This is a genomic window from Streptomyces sp. NPDC051322 (genome assembly GCF_040689485.1).
Lineage (GTDB): Bacteria > Actinomycetota > Actinomycetes > Streptomycetales > Streptomycetaceae > Streptomyces.
In genome coordinates this window covers 173,437-188,554 of the sequence record NZ_JBFBAK010000011.1, presented here as the reverse complement: position 1 = coordinate 188,554, position 15,118 = coordinate 173,437, and the positions used below count along the sequence as shown (strand labels likewise).

15 protein-coding genes are annotated in these 15,118 nt (G+C 70.1%); 1 reads left to right on the top strand and 14 read right to left on the bottom strand.

Annotated elements, in window-relative coordinates:
* Nucleotides 1-20: 20 nt before the first annotated feature.
* From AB0436_RS25290 to pgsA, 14 genes are all read right to left on the bottom strand, one after another.
* Complete coding sequence (locus AB0436_RS25290; protein WP_366470215.1) at nt 21-560, bottom strand: adenine phosphoribosyltransferase; 540 nt, start codon at nt 558-560, stop codon at nt 21-23.
* On the bottom strand, nt 557-1,681 hold the full coding sequence (gene secF / locus AB0436_RS25285; protein ID WP_366470214.1) for a protein translocase subunit SecF: 1,125 nt from the start codon (nt 1,679-1,681) through the stop codon (nt 557-559). Before secF ends, AB0436_RS25290 begins: the two co-directional genes overlap by 4 nt.
* Before the next feature lies 1 nt (nt 1,682).
* Nucleotides 1,683-3,401 carry a protein translocase subunit SecD gene (gene secD, locus AB0436_RS25280; protein WP_366470213.1) on the bottom strand — a complete coding sequence of 573 codons (1,719 nt, stop codon included), beginning with the start codon at nt 3,399-3,401 and terminating at the stop codon, nt 1,683-1,685.
* Nucleotides 3,402-3,548: 147 nt separating this feature from the next.
* Nucleotides 3,549-4,046: a preprotein translocase subunit YajC gene (yajC, locus tag AB0436_RS25275; RefSeq protein WP_366470212.1), complete on the bottom strand. Its 498-nt coding sequence runs from the start codon at nt 4,044-4,046 to the stop codon at nt 3,549-3,551.
* A 165-nt stretch (nt 4,047-4,211) separates the two neighbouring features.
* On the bottom strand, nt 4,212-5,303 hold the full coding sequence (gene ruvB, locus AB0436_RS25270; RefSeq protein WP_366470211.1) for a Holliday junction branch migration DNA helicase RuvB: 1,092 nt from the start codon (nt 5,301-5,303) through the stop codon (nt 4,212-4,214).
* Between the two features lie 14 nt (nt 5,304-5,317).
* Nucleotides 5,318-5,935, bottom strand: a complete 618-nt coding sequence (ruvA, locus tag AB0436_RS25265) for a Holliday junction branch migration protein RuvA (RefSeq protein WP_366470210.1) — start codon at nt 5,933-5,935, stop codon at nt 5,318-5,320.
* Nucleotides 5,932-6,465, bottom strand: coding sequence for a crossover junction endodeoxyribonuclease RuvC (gene ruvC, locus AB0436_RS25260; protein WP_366470209.1), 534 nt, complete (start codon nt 6,463-6,465; stop codon nt 5,932-5,934). The genes ruvA and ruvC overlap by 4 nt, the downstream gene beginning before the upstream one ends.
* A gap of 151 nt (nt 6,466-6,616) precedes the next feature.
* Nucleotides 6,617-7,369, bottom strand: coding sequence for a YebC/PmpR family DNA-binding transcriptional regulator (locus tag AB0436_RS25255; RefSeq protein WP_366470208.1), 753 nt, complete (start codon nt 7,367-7,369; stop codon nt 6,617-6,619).
* A gap of 62 nt (nt 7,370-7,431) precedes the next feature.
* Nucleotides 7,432-8,049, bottom strand: a complete 618-nt coding sequence (gene pdxT, locus AB0436_RS25250) for a pyridoxal 5'-phosphate synthase glutaminase subunit PdxT (protein ID WP_366470207.1) — start codon at nt 8,047-8,049, stop codon at nt 7,432-7,434.
* Nucleotides 8,049-8,972 (bottom strand): pyridoxal 5'-phosphate synthase lyase subunit PdxS, encoded by a 924-nt coding sequence (gene pdxS, locus AB0436_RS25245; protein ID WP_365854591.1) that lies wholly within the window; start codon nt 8,970-8,972, stop codon nt 8,049-8,051. The genes pdxT and pdxS overlap by 1 nt, the downstream gene beginning before the upstream one ends.
* Before the next feature lie 140 nt (nt 8,973-9,112).
* Nucleotides 9,113-9,661, bottom strand: a complete 549-nt coding sequence (locus AB0436_RS25240) for a hypothetical protein (protein ID WP_366470206.1) — start codon at nt 9,659-9,661, stop codon at nt 9,113-9,115.
* Nucleotides 9,662-9,743: 82 nt separating this feature from the next.
* Nucleotides 9,744-10,952, bottom strand: a complete 1,209-nt coding sequence (locus tag AB0436_RS25235; RefSeq protein ID WP_366470205.1) for a glycosyltransferase family 4 protein — start codon at nt 10,950-10,952, stop codon at nt 9,744-9,746.
* A complete protein-coding gene (locus tag AB0436_RS25230; RefSeq protein WP_366470204.1) occupies nt 10,949-11,863 on the bottom strand; it encodes a phosphatidylinositol mannoside acyltransferase in 915 nt (304 codons plus the stop codon). Before AB0436_RS25230 ends, AB0436_RS25235 begins: the two co-directional genes overlap by 4 nt.
* Nucleotides 11,860-12,525, bottom strand: a complete 666-nt coding sequence (gene pgsA / locus AB0436_RS25225) for a phosphatidylinositol phosphate synthase (protein WP_366470203.1) — start codon at nt 12,523-12,525, stop codon at nt 11,860-11,862. Before pgsA ends, AB0436_RS25230 begins: the two co-directional genes overlap by 4 nt.
* A gap of 316 nt (nt 12,526-12,841) precedes the next feature.
* Here pgsA and AB0436_RS25220 point away from each other — a divergent pair, with 316 nt between their 5' ends.
* Nucleotides 12,842-15,049 (top strand): elongation factor G-like protein EF-G2, encoded by a 2,208-nt coding sequence (locus AB0436_RS25220; protein WP_366470202.1) that lies wholly within the window; start codon nt 12,842-12,844, stop codon nt 15,047-15,049.
* Nucleotides 15,050-15,118 lie beyond the last annotated feature (69 nt).

Sequence of the window (15,118 nt, the reverse complement as noted above, 5' to 3'; positions counted from 1 at the left end):
TACGGGACGGACCGTGCCGTTCAGACCGTGATCAGGGCGTCGAGCGGAGCGCCCCTCAGTGCGGGCTCCAGACGGGCTCGCCCGTTCAGGAAGCCGAGTTCCATCAGCACGGCCACTCCCACCACCTGCGCACCGGCCCGCCGGATCAGCTCGAGGGAGGCCTCGGCCGTGCCGCCGGTGGCGAGTACGTCGTCGATGACCATGACACGGTCGTCCGCGTCCAGGTCCTCGGCGTGCACCTCGATCTCGGCGCTGCCGTACTCCAGCTCGTAGGTCTGCGCGAGCGTGGCCCCGGGGAGCTTGCCGGCCTTGCGGACGGGGATGAAGCCCATACCCGCGCGGACGGCCACCGGCGCGGCCAGGATGAACCCGCGCGCCTCCAGGCCGACGATCTTCGTGGCGCCGTGCCGCAGGCACAGTTCCGCGAGCGCGTCGGTCAGCGCGGTGAAGGCTTCCGGGTCCGCGAGCAGCGGGGTGATGTCCTTGAACACCACGCCCGGCTTCGGATAGTCCGGCACATCGCGGATGCGGCTGAGCAGCAACTCCTGGGTGCCGGTCATCGGCGCTTGCCCTGGGTACGGCCCCTGCCGCCGCGCGGGGCGGGCGGCCGGGGGCCGGCCACCGAGCCCGCCACTGCGGTGCCCTCGGGGTCGGCGTCCCGCGGCTCGTCGCCCGCGTCGGCGGTGTCCGTGGCGGACTCGCCCCGGGCCGCGGCCGAAGCCCGCTTGGCGAGCACCCGCTTCCTGAGCGCCTTCATCGCCGGCTCGCGCTCCTTGAGGTCGGCGACCAGCGGAGTGGCGATGAAGATCGACGAGTAGGCGCCGGCCGCGAGACCGACGAACAGCGCGAGCGAGATGTCGTTCAGCATCCCCGCGCCCAGGAAGCCACCGCCGATGAAGAGCAGCCCGGCCACCGGGAGGAGCGCGACGACCGTGGTGTTGATGGAACGCACCAGGGTGCCGTTGAGGCTGCGGTTGGCGATCTCGCTGTAGGTGAAGCGGGTCTGCTTCTTGAGGTCCTTCGAAGCCTCCTTGAGACCGTCGAACACGACGACGGTGTCGTAGAGCGAGTAACCCAGGATGGTCAGCAGACCGATCACGGTGCCCTGGGTGACTTCGAATCCGACGAGGGCGTACACCCCGACCGTGATGGTCAGGTCGTGGATCAGGGCGACCAGCGCGGCGACGGCCATCCGCCACTCGAAGGCGATGGCCAGATAGATCACCACCAGGACCATGAAGATCGCCAGACCTTGCCAGGCCTTGTTGGCGATCGACTGGCCCCAGCTCGGGCCGACCACGTCGGCCGCGACCTGGTTGGGCGATACGTGCAGGTCCTTGGCGATGCGGTCGTGCAGTTCGTCGGCGGTACCGGTGCTGATACCGGCCACCTGGATCCGCAGTCCGCCGCCGCCGAGTTTCTGCACGGTCGCCGGGTGACCGGAGACCTCCTGTGCGGTCCGCTCAGCGTCGACCACGGAGATGTGGGTGTCCTTGGACGTGGTGAAGACCGCACCGCCCTGGAACTCGATACCCAGGTTCAGACCACGCACCGCCAGGCCGACGATGGCCGTGATGGTGATCAGGATCGAGATGCCGTACCAGATCTTCCGCTTGGCGACGAAGTCGTAACCGACCTCACCTCGGTACAGCCGGGCGCCCATGGTGCCGAGTCGCGACATGTCACGCCTCCTTCGGGTCGGTAGAGGCGGAGGGGCGGCGGGTGCGCCGTAGCGGTGGTTTGGCGCCCAGACGCTTCGGGTCGAGTCCGGACCAGGGATGACCGCTCGCGAAGAACTTCCTGCGGGCCAGCAGCGTCACCACCGGCTTGGTGAACAGGAACACCACCACGACGTCGAGCAGGGTGGTGAGGCCGAGCGTGAAGGCGAAGCCCTGCACCTTGCCGACGGTCACGATGTACAGCACGGCCGCGGCGAGGAAGGACACGAAGTCCGAGACCAGGATGGTGCGCCGGGCACGCGGCCAGGCCCGCTCGACGGCGGGGCGGAGGGTACGGCCCTCACGGATCTCGTCACGGATGCGTTCGAAGTACACGATGAACGAGTCCGCGGTGATACCGATCGCAACGATCGCACCACACACCGCGGGCAGGTTCAGTGCGAAACCGATGCCCTTGCCCAGCAGCGTCATGATCGCGTACGTGAGGATGGCGGAGACCGTCAGGCTGAGGATCGCGATGGCCGCGAGGCCCCGGTAGTACGCGACCAGGTAGATGATGACCAGCGCGAGCCCGATCGCACCGGCGATCAGACCCGCCTGCAGCTGTTCGCCGCCGAGGGCCGCGGTCACCGAGGTCACGGTCTCCTCGTGGAAGGAGAGCGGGAGTGCGCCGTAGGACAGGACGTTGGCGAGGTCCTCGGCGGACTGCTGGGTGAAGCTGCCGGAGATCTCGGCGCTGCCACTGAGCGTCTCGCTGACGCTGGGGGCCGACACGACCGCGCCGTCCAGGGCGATCGCGAACCGGTTCTGCGGGTCCTGCTGCTGCGAGAGCTTCTTGGTGACCGTCTGGAACTTCTTCGAGCCCTTGCTCGTGAAGTCCATCTGCACGATCCACTCACCGCGCTGCTGGTCGATGACTGCCTTCGCACTGTCCACGTCGGTGCCGGCGACGGCGGCCGCGTCCAGGACGTACTTCTCGGCACCCTTTTGGTCACAGGCAACGACGGGGTCGGTGGGCTTGGCAGCGGCAGCGACGGCGCCGACCTTGGAACGCCCCTTCTCGGTCGAGCAGTCCGCCGCGGCGAAGTCCTTCTGCAGCTTGGCCGCCTGGGCGCTCTGGGCGGGCGTCGGGGTGGCGGGGGACGTGGGCTTGCCCGAAGCGGACGGGGTCGGGTCGGCCTTCAGGGCGTCGGTGACCGCACGGCCCTGCGTGGAGGAGCTCGGCGACGGGGTGGCCTTCGACGACGCCTTGCCCTTGGCGGTCGACGAGGCGCTCGGCGACGGGGTGGCGGAGGGCGTGGTCGTCGGCTTCCCTGCGGCGGCGGTCAGCACCGGCCGGAAGTACAGCTGAGCGGTGGTACCGACCTGCTCCTTGGCCTGCTTCTCGTTCGTCCCCTTGGGGATGTTGACGATGATGTGGTCTTTGCCCTGGGTCTGCACCTCGGCTTCGCTCACACCGAGACCGTTGACACGACGGTTGATGATGCTGACCGCGGTGTCCATGTTCTTCTTGTTGATCGCATTGGGCTTGCCGGGCTGGTTCTTGGCCGCGAGCGTGATGCTCGTACCACCGGCGAGGTCGATGCCGAGACGCGGCGTGGCTTGCTTCGACAAGAACATCCCGCCGACGAGCGCAACCATGACGATCAGGATCAGGGCCAGGGCACGCCCGGGCTTGCTCTGGGCTCCCGTCTGCCTTCGCCCCTTGTTCGGTGCTGCCACCTTGTCGATTCTCCCTGTCCTACCGCCGTGCGCCGGGTATGCGCTGTGGGCGGCCACGAAGTGATGTGGAGGACCTGCCCCGCCACGGCGGGGCACGGTCTCGGGGACCACCGGCGCGCCGTCGGGCGCCGGCGGTCCCCGTGGGTGTTACTTCGCGTCGCCCTCGCCGTCGGCCTTGTCGGTCTTGTCGGCCTTGGTCTCGGCCTGGTCGTCGGTCTTCGCCTCGGTGTCGGCGTCGGCGGCCGTGGCGTCCTCGGGCTCTGCGTCGTCCGGGACGTCGTGCTTGCCCAGGTCGATCTTGGCGTCGTCCGCCGGCTCGTCGAGCTCGGTCAGCGAGGAGGCGTCATCGGGAACGACGGCGGTCTCGCCGTGCACGATGCGGTTGTACTCCGCGTCGTCGAGCACGGCGCCGATCGCGTTCTTGCCGTAGACGGCGTGCACGCCGGGCGCGATCTCCAGGAGGACCGAGTCTTCGCTGACCTCCTTGACGGTGGCGTACATGCCCCCGATCGTGCGGACGCCGCTGCCGGGCTGCATCTCATTGCGCATCGATGCGGCCGCCTGCTGCTTGCGCTTGGCAGAGCGGGTCATCAGGAACATGGCCCCGATGAGCACGATGAAGGGGAGGAGGGTCACGAGACTCACGGGAGGGAACTTCCTTCGCACGACCGTGCTGATCACGGCCTGATCTTCGGGGGCGGGGCATGCCGACTTGGAAGGGCGGCATCGGCGGAGTCTAAGCGAGTCCGCCTCTATGGAACAACGCCCAGCATGGCACCGGGGTTCCTCCGCGTGCACCCTTGCGCGCCATCACGCCCCGAACAGGCCTCCTTGTCCTATTCCCGGAGCCCCTCCACCGCCGCCCTGCGGGGGTACGAGTCCCAGATGGGCCCAGGCGGCGGGGGTGGCCACCCGGCCGCGCGGGGTACGCGCCAGCAGGCCTTCCCGTACCAGGAAGGGCTCGGCGACCTCCTCGACCGTTTCCCGCTCCTCCCCCACGGCCACCGCAAGGGTGGACAGGCCCACGGGGCCGCCGCCGAACAGTTTCAGCAGCGCCTGGAGCACCGAACGGTCCAGCCGATCGAGTCCGCGAGCGTCAACCTCGTACACCGCGAGCGCCGTGCCTGCCACGTCCCGGGTGATGACGCCGTCGGCCTCGACCTGGGCGTAGTCCCGGACCCGGCGCAGCAGCCGGTTGGCGATCCGGGGGGTGCCGCGGGAGCGGCCGGCGATCTCGGCGGCGCCCTCCTCGCCGATCTCCACGTCCAGCAGACGGGCCGAGCGGTGGATGACCCGCTCCAGCTCGGCCGGTTCGTAGAACTCCATGTGCCCGGTGAAGCCGAAGCGGTCACGCAGCGGGGGCGGCAGCAGTCCGGCCCGGGTGGTGGCACCGACCAGGGTGAAGGGCGGCAGCTCGAGCGGGATGGCGGTGGCGCCGGGGCCCTTGCCGACGATGACGTCGACCCGGAAGTCCTCCATGGCCATGTAGAGCATTTCCTCGGCGGGCCTGGACATCCGGTGGATCTCGTCGAGGAAGAGGACCTCGCCCTCCTGCAGCGAGGAGAGGATCGCGGCGAGATCGCCGGCGTGCTGGATCGCCGGTCCCGAGGTGATGCGGATCGGGGCGCCCATCTCGGCAGCGATGATCATCGAAAGAGTGGTCTTGCCGAGCCCCGGTGCTCCGGAGAGCAGTACGTGGTCGGCGGTGGCGCCGCGCTGTCTGGCCGCCCTGAGGACCAGGTCCAGCTGTTGCCGGACCTTTTCCTGGCCGACGAACTCGTCCAGGTCCTTGGGGCGCAGCGCGGCCTCGACCGCCTGGTCCTCGCCGTCGGCGTCGGATCCCACCAGGCGCTCTTCGGTGCCGGGGGCGGGATCGTCCCGCTTGTTCTGAGGAGGCAGCATGGCGGGTCTCTCGATCAGCGGGCGCGGTTGAGGGTCTGCAGGGCGGCCTTGAGCAGCGCACCCACGTTGGGGTCGGCGGCGGCCTCGGCCTGCGGGGTGACGGCGGTCACCGCGTCTTCGGCCTCCCGTGGGGCGTATCCGAGGCCGACGAGCGCCGTGTGCAGCTGCTCGCTCCAGGGGGCGGGGCCGGGGGCGGACCGCTGTGCGGTCAGTCGGGCGCCGGTGCCCTGCGGTGCGCCGAGGCGGTCCTTGAGCTCCAGAAGCAGCTTCTGGGCGCCCTTCTTGCCGATGCCGGGCACCGCGGTCAGCGCTTTCTCGTCGCCGGTGGAGACCGCCATCCGCAGGGCGTCCGGTGTGTGCACGGCGAGCATCGCCTGGGCGAGGCGGGGACCGACCCCGCTGGCGGTCTGGAGCAGCTCGAACACCTGGCGTTCGTCGTCGTCCAGGAAGCCGTAGAGGGTGAGCGAATCCTCCCGGACGACCAGCGAGGTGGCCAGTTTGGCCTGCTGGCCGATGCGCAGGGTGGAGAGCGTGTTCGGGGTGCACTGGACGGCCATGCCGATCCCGCCGACCTCCACGACGGCGGTGGTCGGGGCCAGGGCGGCCACCGGACCCGATACGAAGGCGATCATGCGGTACGGCCTTTCAGCGTGCGGTGGGCGGCGACGGCCTGCTGGAGCCGGTTCTGCGCGGGGGCCCGCCAGATGTGACAGATGGCGAGCGCGAGGGCGTCGGCCGCGTCGGCCGGTCGAGGCGGTGCGTCGAGTCGCAGCAGCCGGGTCACCATCGCGCCGACCTGTGCCTTGTCGGCTCGGCCGCTGCCGGAGACGGCTGCCTTGACCTCGCTGGGGGTGTGCAGGGCGACCGGGATGCCGCGCCGGGCGGCGCAGAGCATCGCGACCGCGCTCGCCTGCGCGGTGCCCATCACCGTGCTGACGTTGTGCTGGCTGAACACCCGCTCCACGGCGACGACTTCCGGCCGGTACTGGTCGAGCCACTCTTCCATTCCGCGCTCGACAGCCACCAGCCGGACGCCGAGCTCGGCGTCCGCAGGGGTGCGGATCACGCCGACGCCGAGCATCTTCAGGGAGCGGCCTGCGACCCCGTCGACCACGCCGACGCCGCACCGGGTCAACCCCGGGTCCACGCCCAGTACACGCACGGTTCCCCTCCCTCGTGTCGTGGCGCCTTCGCGTTCTTTCGACCATGTGTTCCTGCGTTGTTGCAGGTTAGCCGGTGGCACTGACAACGCGGACGGGCCGACAGGGGCGTGTCCCTGTCGGCCCGTTCATCTGCGCGGTACTGAATGCCCGTCAGGCGTCGATCTTCTCCATGACGTCGTCCGAGACGTCGAAGTTGGCGAAGACGTTCTGCACGTCGTCGCTGTCCTCCAGCGCGTCGATCAGCTTGAAGATCTTCCGCGCGCCCTCTTCGTCCAGCTCGACCTGCATGGTCGGCATGAAGTTGGCCTCGGCGGAGTCGTAGTCGATGCCGGCCTCCTGGAGCGCGGTGCGGACCGCGACCATGTCGGTGGCTTCGCTGACGACCTCGTAGGACTCGCCCAGGTCGTTGACCTCTTCGGCGCCGGCCTCCAGGACCGCGCCGAGTACGTCGTCCTCGCCCAGCTCGCCCTTGGGCACCAGCACGACGCCCTTGCGGTTGAACAGGTAGGACACCGAGCCCGGGTCGGCCATCGAGCCGCCGTTGCGGGTCATCGCGACCCGCACGTCCGAGGCGGCACGGTTGCGGTTGTCGGTGAGGCACTCGATGAGCACCGCGACACCGTTGGGCCCGTACCCCTCATACATGATCGTCTGGTAGTCGACGCCGCCCGCTTCGAGACCACCGCCGCGCTTGACCGCCGAGTCGATGTTCTTGTTCGGTACGGAACTCTTCTTCGCCTTCTGAATGGCGTCGACGAGCGTCGGGTTGCCCTCGGGGTCGACGCCACCGGTCCTGGCGGCAACCTCGATGTTCTTGATCAGCTTCGCGAAGAGCTTGCCGCGCTTGGCGTCGACCACGGCCTTCTTGTGCTTCGTCGTAGCCCATTTAGAGTGGCCGGACATCTGCCTGTCTCCTTCGCGTAACCATTTCCTGGACGAACGCCAGAGATCCTACCGGGCGCCGGTCACCGGGCGTCGCGCACCATGTCCGCGAAGTACCGGTGCAACCGGTGGTCGCCGGTGAGCTCGGGGTGGAAGGAGGTGGCCACGGCGTTGCCCTGGCGTACCGCGACGATGTGGCCGCCGTGCCGGGCGAGCACCCGGACCTCGGCGCCGACCGACTCCACCCAGGGGGCGCGGATGAAGACGCCCTCCACCGGTCCGCCGTCGATCTCCTCGATCGCGACGGCCGCCTCGAAGGACTCGTTCTGACGTCCGAAGGCGTTGCGTCGGACGATCATGTCGATGCCGCCGAAGGTCTCCTGGTCGGACCTCGGGTCGAGGATCTTGTCCGCCAGCATGATCATGCCCGCACAGGTGCCGTACACCGGCATGCCCGCGGCGATGCGGGCACGCAGCGGCTCCAGCAGGCCGAAGAGGGTGGCCAGTTTGGACATCGTGGTGGACTCGCCGCCCGGCAGGACGAGGCCGTCGACCTCGGCGAGCTCCTCGGGCCGCCTGATCGGCCTGGCCAGGGCGTCCGCCGTGGCCAGGGCGATCAGGTGTTCCCGCACGTCGCCCTGGAGTGCCAGGACTCCGATGACTGGGGGTTCCCCCGCCGAAGGCAGGGGAAGGGTGGTCATCACCAGCCCCGGTTCGCGTAGCGCTCGTTCTCCGGGAGGGTGTCGCAGTTGATCCCGACCATGGCCTCGCCCAGGTCGCGGGAGGCGTCCGCGATGATCTTCGGGTCGTCGTAGAAGGTGGTGGCCTTCACGATGGCGGCGGCGCGCTTGGCCGGGTCGCCGGACTTGAAGATTCCGGAGCCGACGAAGACGCCCTCGGCGCCGAGCTGGCGCATCAGCGCGGCATCGGCCGGGGTGGCGACACCGCCCGCGGAGAAGAGGACCACCGGCAGCTTGCCGAGCTCGGCGACCTCCTTGACCAGCTCGTAGGAGGCGCGCAGCTCCTTGGCCGCGGCGTACAGCTCGTTGTTGTCGTAGCCGCGCAGCCGGGCGATCTCGTTCTTGATCTGACGCAGGTGGCGGACGGCCTCGACGACGTTCCCGGTGCCGGCCTCGCCCTTGGAGCGGATCATGGCGGCGCCCTCGGTGATCCTGCGCAGCGCCTCACCCAGGTTGGTGGCGCCGCAGACGAACGGCGTGGTGAAGGCGAACTTGTCGCTGTGGTTGACCTCGTCGGCCGGGGTCAGCACCTCGGACTCGTCGATGTAGTCGACGCCGAGCGACTGCAGCACCTGGGCCTCGACGAAGTGCCCGATGCGGGACTTGGCCATGACCGGGATCGAGACGGCCTCGATGATCTCCTCGATCATGTTCGGGTCGGACATCCGGGCCACGCCGCCGTCCTTGCGGATGTCGGCGGGGACCCGCTCCAGCGCCATGACGGCGACGGCGCCCGCATCCTCGGCGATCTTCGCCTGCTCGGCGTTGACCACATCCATGATCACGCCGCCCTTGAGCTGCTCGGCCATACCGCGCTTGACGCGCGCGGTTCCGGTGGCCGGGGTCTCGGCGGACTGGGTGGGGGTGGGAAGCGTGCTCGACACGGGTACCTCGCTCGGGGAAGAGAGTTCTTGCGGTTCCGATGGAACGCCCAGGGACCAGGCCACAGCAAGGGCCAATGGACAGCCGGTGGATCATTTTCGGCGTTCCGGCTTGCGCTTCCACGGTACGGCCCCGTGCCGGTTCAGCTCCCGGGGCGGTCGGCCAGCGCGACCGGCGGCTCGTCGTCCATCTCGAAGGCCAGCGGGAACGGCGCGTGTCCGGCCAGCCGGAACCAGCGGACCGTGCGATGGGTCCGCAGGGCGCGCGCGGCCCGTACGGCGTCGTTGTGGAAGCGTCTGGCCATCGGCACCCGCCGTACCGCTGCGGCGAGTTCGTCCGCGGCGTCCTCACCGCCCGGTGCCGCACGTACCGCCTCGACCTGCGCCGTCTCGCCGAAGACGGCCCGGAGCGCCTGGCTCAGCTCGCTCTCGGTCACCTCGCGGTGTTCCTCCTCGGCCTGCCGGGCCGCGTGCGCCGCCTGGTAGAGCACGATCGAGGCGGCCGGATCGAGTACGCCGGAGGTGGCCAGCTCCTGGGCGACCGACGCGCGGCGCAGCAGCTGGGCATCGAGGGCGGCCCGGGCCGCGTCGATCCGGGCATGCAGTCGGTCCAGCCGACCGGCCGTCCAGCTCAGATACATGCCGACCGCGAGGAGGGCGACGGCGATCCAGATGATCAGGGTTACGGTCACGGGCGGCAAGGCTACCGGGCCGGCGCACGGCCCCGAGTCGGACCGTGCGCCGGGGCCGGACCGTGACGCCGGGGTCGGCCCGTCAGTCCCGGGCCAGTCCGAACCGCGCCCGCAGGCTCACCCGTTCATCGGTGTCGACCGAGGCCGCGCCGTCCGTGACCGTCTCGTACACCGCCAGGATGTCCGCGCCGACCGTCGACCAGTCGAAGCGGCGCACATGTGCGCTGCCCCGCTTGCGCAGCTCCGCGCGGCGGTTTTCGTCACCGAGCAACCGCACCGCGGCCCGGGCGAGCGCGTCGGCGTCCTCGTTGGCGAAGAGCTCACCCGCCGCCCCCTGGTCGAGCACCTGCGCGAAGGCGTCGAGGTCGCTGGCGAGCACCGGAGCCCCCGCGGACATCGCCTCGACGAGGATGATCCCGAAGCTCTCGCCGCCGGTGTTCGGCGCGACGTACACATCGACACTGCGCAGCAGCCGTGCCTTGTCCTCATCGCTCACCATGCCGAGGAATTCGACGCTCCGGCGCATCTCCTTCGGCAGTGATGCCACGGCCTCTTCCTCGTCACCGCGGCCGGCCACCAGCAGCCGGGTGTCCGGAGATTCGGCGAGGATCTTCGGCAGCGCCCGCATCAGCACCGGCAGGCCCTTGCGGGGTTCGTCGATCCGTCCGATGAAGCCGATGGTTGCTCCCGCCCGTCTTCCGCCACCACCCTCAACCGAGCTGCGCACCCCTCCTGACTGCCACTCGGGCCGGGGCTCGGCCCGGTCGAAGAACCCGACGTCCACGCCGTTGGGGATGACCACCGCGTCGCCGCCCAGGTGCTCGACCAGGGTCCGCCGCGCGTACTCGCTCACCGCGATCCGTGCGCTGATCTTCTCCAGCGCGGGCTGCAGGATCGGGTAGGCGGCGATCATCGCCCGCGAGCGCGGGTTGGAGGTGTGGAAGGTCGCCACGATCGGGCCCTGCGCGGCCCAGCAGGTGAGCAGGCCCAGCGAGGGCGAGGTCGGCTCATGGATGTGAATGACGTCGAAGGTGCCGTCGTGCAGCCAGCGCCGTACCCGCGCCGCGGAGAGGAAGCCGAAGTTGAGCCGGGCGACCGAGCCGTTGTACGGCACGGGCACGGCGCGCCCGGCCGAGACGACGTACGGCGGCAGTGGGGTCTCGTCGTCGGCGGGGGCGAGCACCGACACCTGGTGGCCGAGCCGGATCAGGTGCTCGGCCAGGTCCCTGATGTGGAACTGCACCCCACCGGGCACGTCCCAGGAGTACGGGCACACGATGCCGATCTTCACGAGGGCTCCTGGCGGGGCTCCGGAGCAGGACCCAGGTCGGCAAGCCATAGTCGCTGCAGCATGTGCCAGTCCTCCGGGTGCTCGGCGATTCCGGTGGCGAAGGCATCGGCCACCGCCTGCGCCATCTCAGACGTCTTTTCGGACCTGCTACCTGTCCCGGGCACCTCCACCGGCGGATGGACCCGGCCCCGCATCACCGGCGAATCGTCGTACCAGAGGGTGACGGGCAGCAACAGCGCGCCCGTCTGCTGGGCCAGCAGGGCCGGTCCGGCGGGGATCCTGGTGGTTTCGCCGAAGAACTTCACCTCGACGCCGGACGCGGACAGGTCCCGGTCGGCGACCAGGCAGACCAGGCCGCCGGCCCGCAGCCGTCGCGCCAAGGTGCCGAAGGCCGCGCCGCCGGTGTGCGGAAGGACCTCCATGCCCAGGCCCTCACGGTAGGCGACGAACCTGTCGTACAGCGTCTCCGGCTTCAGGCGTTCGGCGACCGTGGTGAACGGAACCCCCAGTTCGGTGGTCACCCACGCCCCCGCCAGGTCGTAGTTGCCCATGTGCGGGAGGGCCAGGACGACGCCCTTGCCCGCGGCGAGGCCGTCGGTCAGATAGTGGACGTCCTTGACGTCGAAGCCGTTCCGCACGCGTTCCGGGCTCCAGGCGGGCAGCCGGAAGGACTCCATCCAGTACCGCATGTAGGAACGCATCCCGGCCTGCGAGAGATCCGCCAGCCGGGCCGGGGTGGCGTCCGGCACCACCCGGGCCAGATTCGACTCGAGCCGCAGCACGCTCTTACCGCGGCGCTTCCACACCGCGTCCGCGAGGGTGCGGCCGAGACGCACGGCCGCCGGTTCCGGCAGCTTCTTGACCGCGCTCCAGCCCAGCCCGTACAGCGCGTCCGTCAGCCGCTCCCTCATACCGCCCCGCTGTCCTGGGTGGCGGCGGCCGCGGCGTCGGCCTCGGCGGATTCCCGGCGTACGGTCACGACGCGCTGCACCAGGGTGATCAGACTGCCCACCGCCACGATCCAGAGCGCGATCGGCAGCAGGATCTGGATGCCGGGCACTCCGAAGGCATGGAACCCGGCCAGGCCGGCGGCAACGAGCGAGATGACGAGCCGCTCGGCCCGCTCGATGAGTCCGTTGACCGCCACCGGCAGTCCGATGGATTCACCGCGGGCCTTGGTGTACGAGACCACCTGGCCGCTGGCGAGACAGAAGATCGCGACCGCGCACAACATGTTGTTGTCGCCGGTGCCCGCGTACCAGAGCGCGAATCCGCCGAAGATCGCGCCGTCGGCGACCCGGTCCAGGGTCGAGTCGAGGAAGGCGCCCCAGCGGCTCGAGACGCCGGCCTGGCGCGCCATGTTCCCGTCGACGAGGTCGGAGAAGACGAAGAGCGTGATGACGATCGTGCCCCAGAAGAACTCTCCCCTGGGGAAGAAGACCAGCGCACCCGCCATCACCCCGGCCGTACCGACGAGAGTCACCGCGTCGGGGCTGACCCCGATGCGGAGCAGGAACGAGGCGAACGGTGTGAGGACACGCGTGAAGAATGCACGCGCGTACTTGTTCAGCATGGCCTTCCCGAGGGGTCGGTGGGCCGCGCGGCCCCATTGGCCACCGGCTGGCCCATCGTAGCCAGGACCCGGGGCGTCCACTGCCGGGCCCTCTCTCCCGCGTCGCCGGGCGCGACGTATGGACGCATCGTGAAGTGAGTGGAAAGCTCGAAGCACCGCGGGCGTCACCGGTGCCGCCACGCACTGCGGCTCCTCCTGCTGTCCGCGCCCTGAGAAGCTGTCGTCCGACTCCCGCTGGATCAGCTCCGGGCGTTCCGAGCCCAGCGGGAGTCGGACAACAGCTTCCGACACCTCACCGTGCACGGGAGGCACCATCATGGGCGACAAGGCGAACGCACCCACCGGGGCCGCCGGCAGGGCGGCTACGGCCGACCGGCCGGATTCCGTAAGGAACGTGGTCCTGGTCGGCCACAGTGGATCGGGCAAAACCACCCTGGTCGAGGCCCTCGCACTGACCGCCGGAGCGGTCAATCGGGCCGGCCGGGTGGAGGACGGCCAGACCGTCTCCGACTACGACGAGATCGAGCACCGCCAGCAGCGGTCGGTGCAGCTCTCGCTCGTCCCCCTCAGCTGGGACGGGATCAAGATCAACCTGCTGGACACACCTGGATACGCCGACTTCGTCGGTGAACTCAGGGCCGGTCTGCGAGCGGCGGACGCGGCCCTTTTCGTCGTGTCGGCCGCCCAGGACGCCGCCGGCATCGCCGGCACGACGCGTGCGGTGTGGGAGGAATGCGCCGCCGTGGGGATGCCACGGGCCATCGTGGTCACCCACCTGGACACGGCGCGTACCGGCTACGACGAGCTGACCGAGGTGTGCGGCCGCATTTTCGGCGGCGACGACCCGGACGCGGTGCTCCCCCTGTACCTGCCGCTGTACGGCGCCCAGCGGGCCGACGGGCACGCCCCGGTGACCGGGCTGACCGGATTGCTCACCCAGCGGCTCTTCGACTACACCTCGGGCCGGCGCGAGGAGACCTCGCCCGGTGAGGACCAGCAGCAACTGATCGCCGAGGCGCGCAACCGGCTGATCGAGGGGATCATCGCGGAGAGCGAGGACGAGACCCTCATGGACCGCTATCTGGGCGGCGACGAGATCGACGTCAAAACCCTCATCGGGGACCTGGAGCGGGCCGTCGCCCGGGGCGTCTTCCACCCGGTGCTCGCGGCCGCGCCGGCCGCCGACGGCGGGGCGCAGGGCCTGGGCACGGTCGAACTCCTCGAGCTGATCACCCGCGGGTTCCCGACGCCGCCGGAGCGGGCGGCCCCGCCGGTCACCACCCCGGACGGCGGCGCCCGCCCCGCGGCGACCTGTGATCCCACCGGGCCGCTGGTCGCCGAGGTGATCAAGACGGCGTCCGATCCCTATGTGGGCCGGCTCAGTCTGGTGCGGGTCTTCTCCGGCACCCTGCGCCCCGACGAGACCGTCCACGTGTCGGGTCACGGCATGACGGAGCGCGGCCACGCCGACCATGACGTCGACGAGCGCATCGGTGCGCTCTCCGTCCCCTTCGGCAAACAGCAGCGCACCCTGAACCAGTGCGTGGCCGGCGACATCGCCTGTGTCGCCAGGCTGAACCGGGCCGAGACCGGGGACACCCTGTCGGCGAAGGACGACCCGCTGCTGATGGAGCCCTGGGTGATGCCGGACCCGTTGCTGCCGCTCGCCATCGCGGCCCACAGCAAGGCGGACGAGGACAAACTCTCCCAGGGGCTCGCCCGGCTGGTCGCCGAGGACCCGACCATGCGCCTCGAGCAGAATCCGGACACCCGTCAGCTGGTGCTGTGGTGTCTGGGCGAGGCGCATCTGGATGTCGCGCTGGACCGGTTGCGCAGCCGTTACGGGGTCCAGGTGGACGCGGTGCCGTACCGGGTGCCGCTGCGCGAGACGTTCGGAGCGAGGTCGGTGGGGCGCGGCAGACACGTCAAACAGTCCGGCGGCCACGGCCAGTTCGCGATCTGCGAGATCGAGGTGGAGCCGCTGCCGCCGGGGGCGGGGATCGAGTTCGTCGACAAGGTAGTGGGCGGTTCGGTGCCACGGCAGTTCATCCCGTCCGTGGAGAAGGGGATACGCGCCCAGGCCGCCCGGGGCGTCGCCTCCGGCCACCCGCTGGTCGATGTCCGGGTCACCCTCCTGGACGGCAAGGCGCATTCCGTGGACTCCTCCGACGCGGCATTCCAGACGGCCGGAGCGCTGGCGCTGCGGGAGGCCGCCCGGGACACCCCGATCCACCTGCTGGAGCCGGTGGCGGAGCTGCAGGTGCTGGTGCCCGACGATTTCGTGGGCCCGGTGATGAGCGACATCTCCGGGCGGCGCGGTCGGGTCGTGGGCACCGAACAGGTGGGCTCGGAGAGCACCCTGGTACGGGCCGAGGTCCCGGAGATCGAGATCGGCAGGTACGCCGTCGACCTCCGGTCCGTGTCGCATGGCACCGGGAGGTTCAGCCGCTCGTACGTCCGCCATGAGCCGATGCCGCCCCAGGTGGCCGACCGGGTACGGGAACAGGCCGAGAACGGCCTGTAGTTGACGCCGTCGGGCGACGGATACGCTGTGGTCCCAGCTCAGCGGAGGTGTGCGGAGCACGGTAGTTGG

What these genes read in the sequence shown, in the direction of transcription:
- AB0436_RS25290 (WP_366470215.1), bottom strand. Translation starts at nt 560, where the DNA reads ATGACCGGCACCCAGGAGTTGCTGCTCAGCCGCATCCGCGATGTGCCG.
- secF (WP_366470214.1), bottom strand. Translation starts at nt 1,681, where the DNA reads ATGTCGCGACTCGGCACCATGGGCGCCCGGCTGTACCGAGGTGAGGTC.
- ruvB (WP_366470211.1), bottom strand. Translation starts at nt 5,303, where the DNA reads ATGCTGCCTCCTCAGAACAAGCGGGACGATCCCGCCCCCGGCACCGAA.
- ruvA (WP_366470210.1), bottom strand. Translation starts at nt 5,935, where the DNA reads ATGATCGCCTTCGTATCGGGTCCGGTGGCCGCCCTGGCCCCGACCACC.
- AB0436_RS25255 (WP_366470208.1), bottom strand. Translation starts at nt 7,369, where the DNA reads ATGTCCGGCCACTCTAAATGGGCTACGACGAAGCACAAGAAGGCCGTG.
- pdxT (WP_366470207.1), bottom strand. Translation starts at nt 8,049, where the DNA reads ATGACCACCCTTCCCCTGCCTTCGGCGGGGGAACCCCCAGTCATCGGA.
- AB0436_RS25230 (WP_366470204.1), bottom strand. Translation starts at nt 11,863, where the DNA reads ATGAGGGAGCGGCTGACGGACGCGCTGTACGGGCTGGGCTGGAGCGCG.
- pgsA (WP_366470203.1), bottom strand. Translation starts at nt 12,525, where the DNA reads ATGCTGAACAAGTACGCGCGTGCATTCTTCACGCGTGTCCTCACACCG.
- AB0436_RS25220 (WP_366470202.1), top strand. Translation starts at nt 12,842, where the DNA reads ATGGGCGACAAGGCGAACGCACCCACCGGGGCCGCCGGCAGGGCGGCT.